The sequence below is a fragment of the Flavobacterium sp. B330r genome, from assembly GCF_056824325.1.
In genome coordinates this window covers 4,574,426-4,590,749 of sequence record NZ_CP124860.1, presented here as the reverse complement: position 1 = coordinate 4,590,749, position 16,324 = coordinate 4,574,426, and the positions used below count along the sequence as shown (strand labels likewise).

Below are 16,324 nucleotides of genomic sequence, written 5' to 3'. Positions count from 1 at the left end.
AAATTTTAATCTATAAATTGCTAAATAATTAGTAGACAGCATTTTTCGGTCATTTAAAAACAAATAGAAAAAACTACTCAATTTTTTCTTACTCCAACGCGCAATCCTTATATTTGTAACCTCATACAAAGAATTAAAGAACTACAATGAAAATATCTTACAACTGGTTAAAACAATTTATTAAAACTGATTGGACATCTGAGCAGACTTCTGAATTACTAACAGATTTAGGTTTAGAAGTTGAAGTTGTTGAAAAATACGAATCAATTAAAGGAGGTTTGGCAGGCGTTGTTGTTGGACACGTTCTAACTTGCGAAAAACATCCTGATGCTGATAGATTGAAAGTTACTACAGTTGATGTTGGTTTAGAAGCTCCTGTACAAATTGTTTGCGGCGCTGCAAATGTGGCTGCAGGACAAAAAGTGCCTGTTGCAACAATTGGAACCGTTTTATACGATAAAGATGGTGCAGAATTTACCATTAAAAAAGGAAAAATTCGCGGACAGGAAAGCCACGGAATGATCTGTGCTGAAGATGAATTAGGTTTAGGAAATAGCCATGACGGAATTATGGTTTTGGCCGAAGATTTGGTTCCAGGAACTCCTGCTTCTGAAGTTTTTCAAATTGCAAATGATGAAGTTTTCGAAATCGGATTAACACCAAACCGTGCCGATGCAATGAGCCATTTTGGAACTGCTCGTGATTTAAGAGCGGGAATGCTACAACGTGGCGTAAACGTAGAATTGATTACGCCTTCGGTAAGCAATTTTAGAGTTGACATGCGTACGCTTAAAATTGACGTAAATGTTGAGGACAATCATTTAGCTCCAAGATATTGCGGTGTAACTATTTCTGGAATTTCTGTACACGAATCTCCAAGCTGGTTGCAAGACCGTTTAAAAGCTATCGGATTAACTCCAAAAAATAATATTGTTGACGTTACTAATTATGTTCTTCATGAATTAGGACAGCCTTTACATGCTTTTGACGCTGCCAAAATCAACGGGAAAATTATTGTAAAGACAGCTGTTGAAGGAACTAAATTTGTAACTCTTGACGACGTTGAAAGAACGCTTCATAAAGAAGATTTAATGATTTGCGACGAAAAAGGTCCACTTTGTATTGCTGGAGTTTTTGGAGGAAAAAAATCTGGAGTTTCTGAAGGAACTACTTCTATTTTCTTAGAAAGTGCTTATTTTGATCCTGTAAGCATTCGTAAAACAGCAAAAAGACATCAGTTAAGTACAGATGCTTCTTTTAGATTTGAAAGAGGAATTGATCCAACGATTACGGAATACGCTTTAAAACGTGCGGCACTTCTAATTCAGGAAGTTGCTGGCGGAAAAATCACTTCTGATGTTGTAGAAGTTTATCCTAAAAAGGTTGAAGATTTTTCTGTTTTGTTGAATTTTAGTCATGTTTCTAAAATTATTGGACAAGAAATTCCAAAAGATACCATCAAAAAAATCTTGGTTTCTTTAGATATTAAAGTAAATAGCGTTTCAGATACTGGTTTAGGTTTAACTATTCCTGCGTATCGTGTAGACGTTCAGCGCGAAATTGATGTAATCGAAGAAATTTTGAGAGTTTACGGTTATAACAACATTAACTTCTCTAAGAAATTTAATGCTACAGTAGCAAATTCGCCAAGAACAGAAGATTACAAAGTACAAAATGTAATTGCTTCTCAGTTGAATTCGCAAGGTTTCCATGAAATGATGGCTAATTCATTGACGACTGCAGCTTACGCGAAATTATCAGCTTCATTAAAAGAAGAACACAATGTATCGATGCTGAATCCGCTGAGTAGTGATTTAGCTACACTTCGCCAGTCTTTATTATTTTCTGGATTGGAAGCAGTTTCATATAATATTAATAGAAAAAATTCGGATTTAAAATTATTTGAATTCGGAAAAACATATCATAAGTACTTAAACGGTTACGAAGAGCATAAACACCTTTCTTTATTGATTTCTGGAAACAGAAACAAAGAAAGCTGGACAAATCCGCAAAAAACAACAGATTTCTTCTTGTTGAAAGGATATGTAAAAGCTATTTTATCTCGTTTAGGAATTGAAAAAATCGGTAACGCTCCTGTTCAATCGGATATTTATTCTGAAGGTACTGCCATTACTTACAACAATGATATTTTGGTTGAAATGGGTGTTGTTAAAAAACCTATTTTGAAACATTTCGGTATTAAGCAAGACGTTTATTACGCAGATTTTAACTGGGATTTGGTTTTAAAAATCATTACAGGAAAAATTAAGTATACTGAAATTCCTAAATATCCAGAAGTTCGTAGAGATTTGGCTTTACTAATCGATGAAAAAACGACTTACGAAAGCATTTTCAACTTGGCAAAACAAACAGAAAAAGCGCTTTTAAAAGACATTAATCTATTTGATGTTTATCAAGGAAATAAACTACCAGAAGGAAAAAAATCATATGCTTTGAGTTTTACTATTCAAGACAATACTAAAACATTAACCGACGCTCAAATCGACAAAATCATGTCTAAATTACAGCAGACTTTCGAAACTGAACTTGGTGCAAGTTTAAGATAATTTCTTTCTTACTTTTAAAATAAAAAACCCGACAATGATTTTGTCGGGTTTTTGTTTTTTGTTTCAGGTTTCACTAAATCCAAACAGGGCGCGTTGTTTGCCTTTAATCTTCTTTTTAAAGCTGAATCATGAATTTACTATTTTCTAGTCTTAAACGTGTAATAAAAGACGAAATTAGACTTAAACCTTTACTGCACGAGATTTTTTTCGTTTCTATTAATATGTTAGTGCAGCAAAAACTGGATACTCTTTTATTTTTTCTCTTCCGTTAAGAAAAGTTAGCTCCATCAAGAAATTGCATTGTACAATTTCGCCACCTAATTTCTCTACCAATTCGCAAACTGCTTTTGCGGTTCCGCCAGTCGCTAACACATCGTCGTGAATTAAAACTCGATCGCCTTTTTTAATAGCATCTGTATGCATTTCTAAACTATCAGAGCCGTATTCCAATTCGTAAGAAGCAGAAATGGTATCAAAGGGAAGCTTTTTTGGTTTTCTTACGGGAACAAATCCGGCATTTAACTCTTGCGCCAATAACATTCCAAAGAAAAAACCACGAGATTCAGCACCAACAACCTTGTCAATTTTTTGTCCATTTAAAGAATCGAGCAAAATTTTAAGGCAATTTGTTCTCGCTTCTGGATTAATTAGCAAAGGTGTGATATCTTTAAATAAAATTCCTTCTTTTGGAAAACCCTGAATATCACGTATATAATTTTCGAACTGCATTTTTTTTTATTTTTATGTTATTTTTTCCTTGTTTATCTCACATTTATGTCTATCTTTGCACCCGCAATAAGCAATCAACAAAGCTACAAAAAAATAGCTAATTGATAACAAAAAGGCCTCGTGGCGCAACTGAATAGCGCATCTGATTACGGCTCAGAAGGTTACTGGTTTGAATCCAGTCGAGGTCACAAAATTAAAATCCCATTTCTAACGAAATGGGATTTTTTTTTTATTTTAAAACACAGGTTTTAATTCAAAAAATGGCTTTATCTTTAAGCCTTTAGAAAATTGATATTCGTTATGGAACAGAAAATACATCAGGGAAGAAACGTAAAACGTTTTAGAGAAATGCTTAGTATAAAGCAGGAATCATTAGCTTATGATCTGGGCGAAGACTGGACCCAAAAGAAAATTTCTATACTGGAGCAGAAAGATGTAATTGAAGAAAACCTGCTGAAACAAATTTCGGCTGTATTAAAAATTCCTGTTGAAGCTTTTCAGAATTTTGATGAAGAACAAGCGGTAAATGTTATTGCAAATACATTTAATAACAATGATAGCGCAATTGGTTTTGTAATTAATAATTATAATCCAATTGAAAAGATTATCCAATTGCATGAAGAAAAAATTACGTTATACGAGCGTATGTTGAAAGAAAAAGATGAAATGATGGCGAGGCTTGAGAAGTTGATTGGGAAATAAATCTTTTTTAAAGATATTAATTGAAAAAAGAGACTTTGTGAACTGCCCCCAAAAAGTTAGACACTATTTGGGGGCATTTTTATGGAAAGAAAAGTCAAGTACAATTGTGAATTTAAACTTCGTTGTGTAGAAGAAGTTATGAAAAGGCATAACTCGGTTAAAGGCACAGCTAGAGCAAACAAGATAGCTGAAAGCAACCTTACATGCTGGATTAGCCGCTATAATGAATTTGGAATTGAAGGTCTTTTACCAAGGCAGAAAAATAAAGTTTATACTGTAGACTTTAAATTAAAAGTGATACAAACCATTCAAAATAAGTCATTATCTTTGGATGAAGCCTGCTTGATTTTCAAAATTCCAGCGCAGTCAACCATAATAAGCTGGCAAAGAAAATATGCAAAAGATGATTTGGCAGGCTTAGAACTTAAATCACGTGGCAGACCAGCAGTTATGAATTTTAAGAGAAAGCAACGAAAAACAGACAAACCTTTAACCAGGGAAGAGGAACTCTTAAAGGAGTTAGAGTACCTGCGCGCTGAGAACGAAATTCTAAAAAAGTTCAACGCCTTAGTTCAAGCCGAGCAAGCCAATCAAAACAAAAAGCTCAAACCATAATGGAATTAAGGCATAAGTATGATTTAGATCTTTTACTAAATTGTATGAACATGGTTAGAAGCACGTATTATTACTATGAAAAGAAAGGTCAGGTAATCGATAAATATCAAGAGATAAAAGATTTAATTAAACAGATTTACAATTATCATAAGGGCAGATTAGGATATAGACGTATTACTCTATTACTCAAAAAAGAGGGGATTTTAATTAATCACAAAACAGTGCTTCGATTGATGAAATTTTTAGGATTAAAAAGTCTAATCAGAATCAAGAAGTACAGATCGTATAAAGGAGAGCAGGGAAAGATAGCCCCTAATCTGCTACAGCGCAATTTTAAGGCTGATATACCTAACCAGAAATGGGCAACCGATGTCACTGAATTTAATGTTTCTGGCAATAAATTATACTTATCGCCGATAATCGATCTGTTTAATGGAGAGATAATCAGCTATGACTTATCGCAAAGACCAGTGTTTAATCAAGTTTTAAATATGCTTGAAAAAGCATTTAAAAAAATACCGGACAATACTAATCTGACTCTGCATTCTGACCAAGGATGGCAGTATCAAATGACACAATATCAGCATTTATTAAAGAAAAAAGGAATTATGCAAAGCATGTCCAGAAAAGGTAATTGTCTTGATAATGCAATAATTGAAAACTTCTTTGGAATATTAAAATCAGAGTTGTTTTATCTTAAAAAATACACTTCCATTAATCAATTGAAAAAAGAGATTATCGAGTATATAAATTATTATAATAATGACAGAATTAAACTTAATCTAAAAGGAATGAGCCCGATACAATATCGAGCTCATTATTATAAAACTTAATTATTAATTTGTCTAAACTTTTGGGTGCAGTCTATAGTTAGTTGTCTCTTTTTTTATACACAAATATGTAGATTTTTTAAGCCTTACAACCTGACATTTCATGAATGGAGTTATTACATTTTCAATCACAAAACCTAAGGCGAATTTCAAATAAATAAGCCATCGCGGAACTATCCGTACAAATTTTTTATCTCCGACATAACAAAGGTACTTTGGGTACTTCCTATACTTTCAACTGATCCCAATTTATTAAACACAAAATCCTGATAATGCTTCATGTCTTTGGCAGAAACTTTCATTAAAAAATCGTAATCTCCTGAGATATTATAACATTCTACAACTTCTTCTATTTTCATAATATCACTAACAAACTGATTCCCGATATTACGATCGTGCTGTTTAAGTTTGATATTACAAAAAACAATGAAACCTCTATTTAGTTTTTCTGCATCAAGCAGGGCAATATATTTTTTAATATAGCCACTGTTTTCCAATCTTTTAATTCGCTCGAAAACAGGCGATGCCGAAAGATTTACCATCTTAGCAAGCTCTTTTACTGTATACTTAGAATTATCGTGAAGTATATTTAATAACTGAAGATCAATATCGTCTATTTGTTCCATAGAATATTTTGGTTTAATTTATTTCTAAAACAGAATGAAATTCTTCAAATATAACCAAAAACAATACAAAAATCTTGTTTTATAGAAATTAAAAACATAGCATACTGCAAAGTTTATATTCACAGTATAAAAATCTAAGACACATTATTTTATAGCAGGGAGCGCTATCTTTGGTACCCTTTATCGAAAAAAAGATAAAGGGGCACGTCACAAATAAAATTATACTTCTTTTCGTCGAGCCATACCCTGAGCAATGATACTAGCGGCTATCAATTGCAAGGCATGGTAAAGCATGAGCGGAAGCAATACGATTCCAGTGATGGTACTGTGCTGAAAAAGTACTTTTGACATAACGGTACCATGCACCAATGACTTTTTAGACCCGCAGAATAAGACTGTAATACGGTCTTCATCTGAAAAACCAAGCAGTCGGCTGAATAGTCCGACACAAAAGAATACGGCAAAAAATAACGCCATCATCCCTGCAGCGAGTCCGGCAAGTTCAAGAGCTGTGAAGCCTTCAAAAAGATGTTCGGAAAATGACTTGCAAAACGACGTGTAAATAATCGTTAGAATAACTGCCTGATCGAAATATTTGAGCTGTTTCTTGTATTTTTCAGCCATGGCACCTAAACGGGAATTGAGACTGATACCAATGATTACAGGCAGCAAGACTTGAAGAATTAACTTTATGACGATTTGAGTCACATCAAAATCGCCTGTTGCAGAAGCTATAAACAGCCCAACCCAGAGCGGCGTAACCACTACTCCTATCAAACTGGAAATGCTTGCATTGAAAATGGCTGCGGGTATGTTTCCCTTGGCAATCGAAACCATGACCACCGAAGAGGATACTGTAGACGGCAACGCTGCCAAAAAAAATACACCCAGCCAAAGCAGCTCGAAGCCGTTATTGACAAACAACGGACGAAATGCCAAAACAATGAGCGGAAAAAATAAAAAGGTTGTCAACTGGACGACAATATGCATTTTCCAATTGGAAAGTCCGACTTTTAGCTTCTCAACACTTAGCCGTAAGCCATAAAACAAAAAAATCAAGGAAACGCCCGCATTGGCAATCTCCTCCAGCGAAACAGGTTCTTTGACCATACCTGGCTTTGGCAAAAAATAAGCCATCAGAATCATGGTGGCTATCATTAACAGGAAACCGTCGAAACCTGCTTTTTTTAATACTTCTAATAATTTCTTCAATGTGTTTTAAATATTATTCCTCCGTAGAGGTACGGACTCCATTATTAATATATTGAGACTAAATCCCAAGTTCTTTGCGTATAATTTCTGCTCCTGCGCTTAAAGCACTTAACTTGCCTCTAGCTATGTTTCGAGATAGCGGGGCCATACCGCAATTTGTAGAAGGATAAAGATTTTCGGCATCTACAAACTCAAGAGCTTTACGCAGGGTAGCAGCTACTTCTTCTGGCGTTTCAATAGCATTGGTTGCCACATCAATGGCGCCTACCATTACTTTTTTACCGCGAACAAGTTCCATTAAATCTAAAGGAACATTGGAGTTGTGACATTCTAAAGAAACCACATCAATTTTAGATTTTTGAATTTTCGGAAAAATTTCTTCGTATTGTCGCCACTCAGAACCTAATGTCTTTTTCCAATCAGTATTGGCCTGTATTCCATAACCATAACAAATATGAACCGCAGTTTGACAGTGTAAACCTTCAATGGCTCTTTCTAATGCTGCCATTCCCCAATCGTTTACTTCATCAAAGAACACATTAAATGCAGGTTCATCAAACTGGATAATATCTACCCCTGCGTCTTGAAGTTCTCTTGCTTCTTCATTGAGCGCTTTCGCAAATTCCCACGCCAATTTTTCACGATTTTTATAATGGTCGTCGTACAAGGTATCTACCATTGTCAGTGGGCCAGGCAATGCCCATTTTATAGGCTTGTTAGTCTGTTTACGTAAAAATTTAGCATCTTCAACAAAAACTGCTTTTTGACGTGCAACCTCACCTACCACCACTGGAACACTCGCATCGTAACGGTTACGGATTTTTACTGTTTTACGATTTTCAAAATCTACACCGCTTAAATGCTCAATAAAAGTCGTTACAAAATGCTGGCGTGTCTGCTCGCCGTCACAAATGATATCTAGATCTGCCAATTGTTGTTCCTGCAGAGAAATGCGTAAAGCATCTTGTTTTCCTTCAATTAGCTGATCGCCTTCTAATTTCCATGGTGACCAAAGTTTTTCAGGTGGTGCAAGCCAGGCAGGTTTGGGTAAACTTCCAACAATAGAGGTAGGCAATAATAGTTTCTTCATAATAGTATAATTTTAATGTGTTGCAATCAATTAAAGGGTAAAATTAGCAGACCATTGTTCCAGGAGACTTTTGTAAGGCTTAATGAAATGCTCTTCTGCATATTTACCCTGTTCAACAGCCAGTCGGCTGCGCTCTTCGCGGTCATAATCCACACGAGTCAGTGAATAATCTTCGTGTTTAAGACTAGGTTGATAGATTTTTCCAGCCACTGAATTTGCATTGTAAATTTCAGGGCGATAAATCTTCTGGAAAGTCTCCATCGTGCTGATTGAGCTGATTAGTCCCAGATCAGTATAATCAGCAAGCAGATCTCCGGAATGATAAAAAGCCATTGGTGCCACACTATTCTCAGGCATGAAAAAACGAACTTTTAAGCCCATTTTAGAGAAATATTCATCAGTGAGAGAATACTCATTCTGCAGATACTCAAAACCCAAAACCGGATGCTGATACTCCGTGCGAGTATACGTTTTGTTACTCGATACACTTAGACAAATGATCGGTGACATCTTAAAGTAGTCTTTATAAGTAGCTGAATTGACAAAACACTTATAAAGTTTTCCGTGCAAATCACCAAAATTTTCAGGAATACAAAAATTAGGTTTATTTTTATTGTGTTCGATCAATAAAATACTGAAATCATAATCACGGACATAAGAGGAATAATTATTTCCGGCAACTCCTTCGATTTGCTGGCCAGTCTTACGGTCCATAATATTTGTTTTTAAAACTTCAATCATCGGTAGATCGTTACTACCATTCTTATCATCAATACTCATTGTTACTGTGAGAATTTCAAGTTCCACATGGTAACGATCCGCTTTTGGATTATCCACATGAGCCAATGCATTGAATCGATTGTTAATCATATTTAAAGCATTACGTAAGTTTTGCTGACGATTAGCTCCTCTAGCCAAATTAGCAAAATTGGTTGTTAAACGCGTTTTACTTGAGGGGTGATAGTTTTCATCTAAACAAGTGCTCTTGAGTGTGAATGCAAAATCATTGTGGATTGTATTCTGAGTATTTTCAATATTCTGCTTTTCGTTTATTCCGCTATCTTCTTGTATATTCGCTTTCATCTGATGATAATGTTTAGTTTTTTTACCCTGCAAATTTGAATATAAAAGATTAAATATTTTTATTTATACATAAATTCAGTTAATTATTCTTTTAATATACATTTATAAAGATTATTAATCTTAAAACAAATATAATAATGAAGGAAAACAGATAAATATTCTTTTGTGACCTAAGATTATTGATTTGGAGTTTCTCAGAGCACTTTAAAAACTCGAAAAAGAAAATAATATCATTTATATTTGCCAAAATTTAAGATAGCCATAGTAATGAATTTGATAGAAAATTTAAAATGGCGCTACGCCACAAAAGCTTATAATAACATTAAAGTAGCAGAAGAGAAAGTCGATCAGATCTTAGAGGCTATAAATCTTTCAGCATCTTCGTGCGGTCTGCAATCTTACCGTGTTTTTGTTGTAAGCAACCCAGAGATCCAAAAGAAATTAGGTGCTGATTCGTATAATGGACAGATTAGCTCTTGCTCTCATTTGCTGGTTTTTGCGGCACTCACTGACATGTCTTCGACTTACATTGACGATTACATGGCAATGACAGAAAAACAAAGAGGTCTTGATGCCGGTGCCTTATCAGGATTTAGAAATGGACTGCATTCTTATTTCAGCGCTATTAACGCAGAACAAAAAGCCCATTGGGCGGCCAAACAGGCTTATATTGCACTAGGAACTGCACTTATTGCTGCGGCAGAATTGAAAGTGGATGCCACTCCTATAGAAGGATTTAATGCCGTCACTATCGATGCGGTTTTGGGTTTAAAAGAAAAAGGGTTGCATTCTACAGTTATCCTCGCTTTAGGATATCGGGATTCGGAAAAAGACTATATGGCAGCTACGAAAAAAGTTCGCTTGCCTATAGATGAAATGATAACGAAAGTTTACTAATATTTAAATTTGTTAATTATTTAGGGAAAAAGTATACGTTCAACCTTGTGGACTTGATGCCTTCTCTGCTATTAAGAGCTAAGGCAAATTATACCGTTTTTATAAATGTAGAATAAATGAAGAACAAGTCTAAGCTTACTTTACTAATCCTTCAGAATATCTTTTACTATGCGCAGAGAAGCTGCTTCACAAAAATCCAAACCGGAATAATCGGGATTTAAACCACCAATGTAAGGCACTGCCATAATATATACGTTTTTATTAAATGCTCCATATTGATCCATAATTTGAAAATTGTCATTAATGGCTATTCCTGAAACATTCAAAAAATAATCTCCATTTTCATCTTTCTGAATTCCTTCGGAGTTATTTATATAGGCATTATGCCCGGATTCTTTAGATTTGAATTTTAAACGCGCAGGACTAATAGCTTTCTGAGTGAGCAGACTTTTAAATGGAAAATCATGATAAGATAAATGAGGCTGTCCCACACAATCTACAAATGTTTTATAGAATACAGATTGCTCATTCTTATCGTTATCTGTAAAATTATAAAGAACTCCTCCACCGTTTTGCGGTTCGACTGTGCTGTCATCTCCAACCGAAACCAAGTCTAGCACACCCGCTTGATGAAGAGCCAGTAATTCTTCACAGGATTTTTGAGGAACAAAGGCAATTACAATTGAAATAAGCGGCATCAATACTTTTTGAAGCCGCTGCATATCTTCTGCCGAAAAATATTTGGCAGGATGATTCATAGCAAAACTAAGAACTGCCAGCATTTCTTTCCAATAAATTGATTCCTGTCTTTTGATCGACTTCTCGGCCTGAACGTATTCCGCTTTCAAAAGCTGAAAAGGATCAAGGCGTTCTCGCAGTTCCATCATATCGGCTACAAAATCTTCAATTGAAAAATCTTTGATACGCTGGTAGAATTCCGGATCTTTTTCTCGAAAAATTTCTTTAAAATCCTTTTCAAAAATAAAATCAAGCGATAAAAATCCATCATTATTATTTCTATGCAAATCTATCTCTTCTTTAGTCAATAAAGAGTCGTTAGAAAGATGTGAATCTTCCAGATGAAAACGAACCGCTGGAAGCATGCCACTTCTGGAATGCATTATCATTTTAAAATTAGAACTTTCTGGATTTAATTTGAAATTAAGGTTTTCTTCGGAATCTTTTGAAAATGATCCATTATTTCTTGCCAGTGTTCTTATGGCATCAATTGCTGTTAAAGAAGAACCTTTTATGGCGATAGGATGATCGAAATGCTTCGCCAATTTTTGAGGCGGATATGGAGCATCATAATAGCCCTGCACTTTCCCTTCATAACGTATTGGCCAGTTGTGACCAGTACAGATAATGACATAATCAAATTCCTGATGATTACTATTTAAGGTTTCAACTCTTACAGTTTCATTTTTAAAATCATAATTAATATCACTAACCGTGCTTTCAAAATGTACAGTTGTAGTAATTCCCGCTTTTTTTCCTGCTTCAAGTAATATTTCGAACTGCGCGGCAAGATAACTTCCAAAAAGAAGCCTCGGCACCACTTTATATTCGTTAAATTGATCTGGTTTAATATTAAATTTTTGCAGTAATTGGGCAGGTGCAGTATAAATCCACTCTGACATAGTGGAAACAATCTGCGGAACTTCATTATCTGATACATTTGTGATATGCTCTGTATTAGACCCTTCGCTACTGTAAGGCATCCCAGATCCCAGCTGTGCTTTTCTCTCCAAAACAGTAATTTCAAAATCGTTTGAACCGGATTCGACCAATCTCTTATAAACAAAAAGACCGCTTGGGCCTCCTCCTACAATTGCAATACGTTTTTTAGTACTTTTGGTCTCCATTGATTTTTTGATTTTAATTCTGAATTATAGAAATTGGCCGCTATAAGACTATTTACAATAGAACGACACGGTCTAAAATTATCAGATACAAATATCAATAACCATATCAGCAGGTAGTTACATGATTCAAAACTGAAATTATATAATTACGCTTCTCTGGAATGTCAAATATTTTTATTTCCCAAAACCAATATATTAAATCAATTGAATTGATAGACGACTTACTATTTCCCAATCAATGCAATACTGGTTGTAGCATATTGATCAATTGCAATTTTTACCTCGTCAAAATTAGGGGCTGAGAGTTTTGGTTTATAATTTTTTGAAAATCCAAATCCCTCGGTCGGATAACCAATCATATTACGATCACATTTTCCGTTACTATTAACATCTTGATACACAGCGATAGCATAATTGCCATCGGGCAAGTTTTTGAATGTATAGACTACACTATTTTGGTTAGCTTTTACTTTTGCGGTGGCAATCTGCGACTCAATATCAAGAAAGCCCTTCTCTTTATCATACAATCCAAAAAAGACATATCCTTTTCCAGGTTGCACGCCCGTTACTTCAACACTGAAATTATGTTGTGCAAACAATGTCCCATTAACCAATATCAATACTAGCAAGCTTATTATTTTAGTTTTCATAAATAAAATTATTAGGGTTTACAATAGAGCCTTTTCCAGTTTCTTATCCTCCGATTGGGTAAAAAAATGATTCATTTCTTTCAAATTTCCTTTTTTATGCGCCTTATAAGGATCTGATTTTGAGAGCAACCACTTTTTTATAATACTTCTAAAAAGAAAAGTTGTTTTTTTCTGCATCGGATGAATTTTCTGGCGGACCATCTGGAAATAATCCTTCAAATTTTGTTGTCGAAAACCTAGAATATTATCTAAATCATCACCATCTTTTAAAATCCCGCAGTGAAAGTTTTTCTCAGCAAACGCTTTTTGTGGAAAATCAGCATTACCTAAGCCAAATTCAGCAAACATTTTGTCTAGAAACGATTTATATGAAATTACACAATCCTCTCCCCCTCCTAAGTTAAATATTTGCTTTTCTAATTTTTCTTGGTGCTCAATTGCTTTACAAAAAGCCCTACCCGTATCTTTGGGCGTGCAGATTTCAATGGGCGTTTCCAGTGGCATGTGAAACATAAGAGGAGATATTTTATGATTACCCATAATAGCAGCCAGACGAAAAATACTCCATGATAATTTTGACTGACGAATCAGCGATTCACACAGCACTTTGGTTTGACCATATTGATCACCAGGACTGGGCTGCAAAACATCTGATACAATGATTTCGGGGTTTTGAATACGATCTCCATAAACTGAAATACTGGAACTAAAAATCAAATAACACTCTGGTGAATTTTTCTCTAAAGCGTAAATAAGATTTTCTGTTCCTTTTACATTCACATTATAAGCCAGATTGGGATTAATATCAGCAAGCGGAGGAATAACCGCCGCTAAATGAATAGCTACATCCTTATTTTGAGCCACTTTCAGCAATTGTTCTCTATTACTGATGTCGCCGTAGACAATCTCTACGCGAGATCTAAAGGGAGCCAGTTTTTTGACCGATTTTTGAGTCTTTACATCAAAGACCGTTATTTCATAATCCGTATGCTGAACAAGATGCTGCAGGGTTTCAAAACCTACAGTTCCAGATGCACCTGTGAGCAGTATTCTTTTTCGTGATGTCTGATTTTCCATTTTCTTAAATTTAATATTTGCACTTTCTATTCCTTACAATTTTGAAGAAAAAGCTATATTTGTTATACAATGTGTTCCTTATTTAACTTTGTGTTCTTTTTCTAACACTATGTAAAGCTATTAAAGAGAGATTTATTTGTTGTCTCAAAAAATTGTATTACTGTACATTAGCGAACACAAATCAGCATTTTTGTATCATATATAAAATAATTTGTGATGGATTTAAGAAAAGACCGAAGAGTTCTGTATACTAAAAAAATATTGCGTGAGGCACTATTGAGTTTGTTGCAGGAGAAGGAACTTAGCGAAATTTCTATTTCTGAACTGTGTAAAACAGCCGATGTCAATCGCAATACATTTTATCGTCATTATAATATTCCGCTGGATATACTCCTTGAAATAGAAGAAGATGTTTTTGAAAAACTCTCAGCGGTTTTGCGTAAAAGCACCAATATGGATGATGTGATACTCCTCAGCTGCCAGCTGCTGGAAAGCGATAAGCAGATGAGTAAAATTGTGTTTGCAAAAGCCGATGGAAGCGGAATTCTGTCACGAATACTGAGAAGCGTTCGAAATAATTTTCCCGTAGAAAATCAAATCGAACTTACACCCGAAATGCAGCCTTTTGCTGAAATGGCATACCAATTTGGCGAAAAAGGAAGTATCGCTGTGATCAAAAATTGGATCGAAAATGACTTCTCTATTCCCGCTGAAAATATTGCGCAAATGATTAGTTATCTGGTAAATAAACTCAATAAATTATAGCGATTTATATGCCATTCTCTATCTTATTTTGAATTAAACAGAACGTAAATAAATCAAAAGCAGTTGAAGATTAGGAACAATAAATCTTTTCTCGTAATTACTATTTATAAAAAAAATCTTGAAAAGAACTTTGATAAAATTCTTTTCAAGATTTTTGATTTTACAGCATTTATTTCTTCAATGAATCTGTTCTTACATTCTGATTGCCTTTTTGGGTAGACCCTTCCGTTCCAGATCCTGTGGTACCTTCTCCTGTAGCACCAGTTGTTCCTTGCTGGCCATTTTGCTCAGGATTCAAAGTCGCTGAGGAATCCATAGCTGGGCCAACAGTATCTACACTCATGTCCATACTATCTGTTTCAGATTTATACTCTGGATCTACAGCATTGGTATCATGCTTCTTACATGAAAATACCAATCCTGCCGTAAGAACTAATATCAGTATTCTAATTTTAAATAAAGATTTCATAATAGCTTTTTTAAGTTAATAGTAAAATCAAAAGTAAAGTCTTCATTTTCAAGATATTTATATAATTATTCCATTCGTTTACAGGAATCAAAGAAACTGTGTAGATCTCCTAAAAAACATGTATTTCTATCAGCATAATTGTATAAGCAATCTGTAAAATAGTGTAAACAAAATTTTCATAAAGAACTTAATTTTAATCTATTAACAATTAATTTCTATTACTATGAACACAACAGCAATAACTCAGCAAGGACAAAAATCAAAATCTATATTAAAAACAAATGTTTCAGCATTAGAAAGAGTGCTTATGGTTACTAGCGGTGCCTATTTACTTTATAACGCTTTGTCTAAAGAAAAGAAAAGCATTTCACAAGCTGGTGCAGGTGGTGCGATGCTTTTAAGAGGAATTTCGGGCTACTGCCCAATTTATGATGCTGCAGGACATTTAATGAATGATAAAGCCTCGAATGTTAATATAAGATTGAACACGGTCATTAATAAACCAGTAGGCGAAGTATATGATTTCTGGCGTAATCTCGAAAACTTACCAAAATTTATGAGTCATCTTGCAAGTATTAAAACTATTGATGAAAACACATCGGAATGGACTGCTAAAGGACCTGGCGGAATTGGATCTGTAAGCTGGAAAGCTAAAATTGCTAAGGATCGAAAAGATAAACTTTTAAGCTGGTTTTCTCTAGATGATGCGACCATTAGAAATGCAGGGAAAGTGATTTTTAAAGCTCATGGCAATACCACAGAACTTGATATTACAATCTCTTACCATGCACCACTCGGAATTGCAGGAGAAAGCGCCGCAAAATTACTGAATCCGTATTTTGAAAAATTAGTAAAAACTGATCTTTTGAGTTTAAAAAATCACTTAGAATCTAATGAATAAACAGATTATGGATATCGCATTCAAAAAAGGACAGGAAGTTCGTCAGGAATTTGGCGGGCCTGTCATGAAAGTAATTGGTTTTGAACCCGAGCTTATAGAAAATGTAATTACGCAATGGGAAGATGATAATGGAACTGTCATAACTGCAAAATTTATGGACTCCCTCCTCATTCCTGCCGATCACTAACTCAACAATTTTACATGTTTAGAATTACTCAAATTCTTAACACAAAATTTATCCTTTAC

16 protein-coding genes and 1 tRNA gene are annotated in these 16,324 nt (G+C 34.6%); 8 read left to right on the top strand and 9 right to left on the bottom strand.

Features of this window, described 5'->3' with window-relative positions; genetic code table 11:
• The first annotated feature begins 146 nt into the window (after positions 1-146).
• Positions 147-2,567, top strand: coding sequence for a phenylalanine--tRNA ligase subunit beta (pheT, locus tag QLQ95_RS20395; RefSeq protein WP_482501440.1), 2,421 nt, complete (start codon positions 147-149; stop codon positions 2,565-2,567).
• Positions 2,568-2,783: 216 nt separating this feature from the next.
• On the opposite strand, the gene QLQ95_RS20390 is transcribed toward pheT, so the two are convergent.
• Positions 2,784-3,296 (bottom strand): adenine phosphoribosyltransferase, encoded by a 513-nt coding sequence (locus tag QLQ95_RS20390; protein WP_428238919.1) that lies wholly within the window; start codon positions 3,294-3,296, stop codon positions 2,784-2,786.
• 114 nt (positions 3,297-3,410) lie between these two features.
• Between QLQ95_RS20390 and QLQ95_RS20385 the strand changes: the two genes are divergently transcribed.
• The 3 genes from QLQ95_RS20385 to QLQ95_RS20375 all read left to right on the top strand — a co-directional run bounded on the left by QLQ95_RS20385 (position 3,411) and on the right by QLQ95_RS20375 (position 5,446).
• A tRNA-Arg gene (locus QLQ95_RS20385) sits at positions 3,411-3,484 on the top strand.
• Between the two features lie 112 nt (positions 3,485-3,596).
• A complete protein-coding gene (locus tag QLQ95_RS20380) occupies positions 3,597-3,998 on the top strand; it encodes an XRE family transcriptional regulator (protein WP_482501438.1) in 402 nt (133 codons plus the stop codon).
• 81 nt (positions 3,999-4,079) lie between these two features.
• A protein-coding gene (locus QLQ95_RS20375) for an IS3 family transposase (protein WP_414655674.1) occupies positions 4,080-5,446 on the top strand; the annotation gives its coding sequence in 2 pieces (ribosomal slippage) (positions 4,080-4,548 and positions 4,548-5,446; 1,368 coding nt in all).
• A 170-nt stretch (positions 5,447-5,616) separates the two neighbouring features.
• Here QLQ95_RS20375 and QLQ95_RS20370 read toward each other — a convergent pair.
• The 4 genes from QLQ95_RS20370 to QLQ95_RS20355 all read right to left on the bottom strand — a co-directional run bounded on the left by QLQ95_RS20370 (position 5,617) and on the right by QLQ95_RS20355 (position 9,454).
• Positions 5,617-6,069 carry an Lrp/AsnC family transcriptional regulator gene (locus QLQ95_RS20370; RefSeq protein ID WP_095929232.1) on the bottom strand — a complete coding sequence of 151 codons (453 nt, stop codon included), beginning with the start codon at positions 6,067-6,069 and terminating at the stop codon, positions 5,617-5,619.
• A gap of 219 nt (positions 6,070-6,288) precedes the next feature.
• Positions 6,289-7,281, bottom strand: coding sequence for a bile acid:sodium symporter family protein (locus tag QLQ95_RS20365; protein ID WP_482501436.1), 993 nt, complete (start codon positions 7,279-7,281; stop codon positions 6,289-6,291).
• 58 nt (positions 7,282-7,339) lie between these two features.
• Positions 7,340-8,371: a methionine synthase gene (locus QLQ95_RS20360; RefSeq protein ID WP_482501434.1), complete on the bottom strand. Its 1,032-nt coding sequence runs from the start codon at positions 8,369-8,371 to the stop codon at positions 7,340-7,342.
• A 30-nt stretch (positions 8,372-8,401) separates the two neighbouring features.
• Positions 8,402-9,454: a DUF1852 domain-containing protein gene (locus tag QLQ95_RS20355; RefSeq protein ID WP_482501432.1), complete on the bottom strand. Its 1,053-nt coding sequence runs from the start codon at positions 9,452-9,454 to the stop codon at positions 8,402-8,404.
• Positions 9,455-9,721: 267 nt separating this feature from the next.
• Between QLQ95_RS20355 and QLQ95_RS20350 the strand changes: the two genes are divergently transcribed.
• The gene (locus tag QLQ95_RS20350) at positions 9,722-10,351 is read left to right on the top strand and encodes a nitroreductase family protein (RefSeq protein ID WP_320493619.1); all 630 of its coding nucleotides are present in this window, start codon (positions 9,722-9,724) and stop codon (positions 10,349-10,351) included.
• A 143-nt stretch (positions 10,352-10,494) separates the two neighbouring features.
• On the opposite strand, the gene QLQ95_RS20345 is transcribed toward QLQ95_RS20350, so the two are convergent.
• From QLQ95_RS20345 to QLQ95_RS20335, 3 genes are all read right to left on the bottom strand, one after another.
• Positions 10,495-12,216 carry an FAD/NAD(P)-binding protein gene (locus QLQ95_RS20345; protein ID WP_482501431.1) on the bottom strand — a complete coding sequence of 574 codons (1,722 nt, stop codon included), beginning with the start codon at positions 12,214-12,216 and terminating at the stop codon, positions 10,495-10,497.
• 224 nt (positions 12,217-12,440) lie between these two features.
• Positions 12,441-12,845: a DUF2141 domain-containing protein gene (locus QLQ95_RS20340; RefSeq protein WP_172426875.1), complete on the bottom strand. Its 405-nt coding sequence runs from the start codon at positions 12,843-12,845 to the stop codon at positions 12,441-12,443.
• Between the two features lie 39 nt (positions 12,846-12,884).
• Positions 12,885-13,943: an NAD-dependent epimerase/dehydratase family protein gene (locus QLQ95_RS20335; protein ID WP_095929225.1), complete on the bottom strand. Its 1,059-nt coding sequence runs from the start codon at positions 13,941-13,943 to the stop codon at positions 12,885-12,887.
• Between the two features lie 216 nt (positions 13,944-14,159).
• Between QLQ95_RS20335 and QLQ95_RS20330 the strand changes: the two genes are divergently transcribed.
• On the top strand, positions 14,160-14,708 hold the full coding sequence (locus QLQ95_RS20330; protein ID WP_428237311.1) for a TetR/AcrR family transcriptional regulator: 549 nt from the start codon (positions 14,160-14,162) through the stop codon (positions 14,706-14,708).
• A 169-nt stretch (positions 14,709-14,877) separates the two neighbouring features.
• On the opposite strand, the gene QLQ95_RS20325 is transcribed toward QLQ95_RS20330, so the two are convergent.
• On the bottom strand, positions 14,878-15,177 hold the full coding sequence (locus QLQ95_RS20325; RefSeq protein WP_428237310.1) for a hypothetical protein: 300 nt from the start codon (positions 15,175-15,177) through the stop codon (positions 14,878-14,880).
• Between the two features lie 223 nt (positions 15,178-15,400).
• Between QLQ95_RS20325 and QLQ95_RS20320 the strand changes: the two genes are divergently transcribed.
• The gene (locus QLQ95_RS20320) at positions 15,401-16,078 is read left to right on the top strand and encodes an SRPBCC family protein (protein ID WP_095929222.1); all 678 of its coding nucleotides are present in this window, start codon (positions 15,401-15,403) and stop codon (positions 16,076-16,078) included.
• Positions 16,071-16,265: a hypothetical protein gene (locus tag QLQ95_RS20315; protein ID WP_095929221.1), complete on the top strand. Its 195-nt coding sequence runs from the start codon at positions 16,071-16,073 to the stop codon at positions 16,263-16,265. The genes QLQ95_RS20320 and QLQ95_RS20315 overlap by 8 nt, the downstream gene beginning before the upstream one ends.
• The last annotated feature ends 59 nt before the right edge of the window (positions 16,266-16,324 follow it).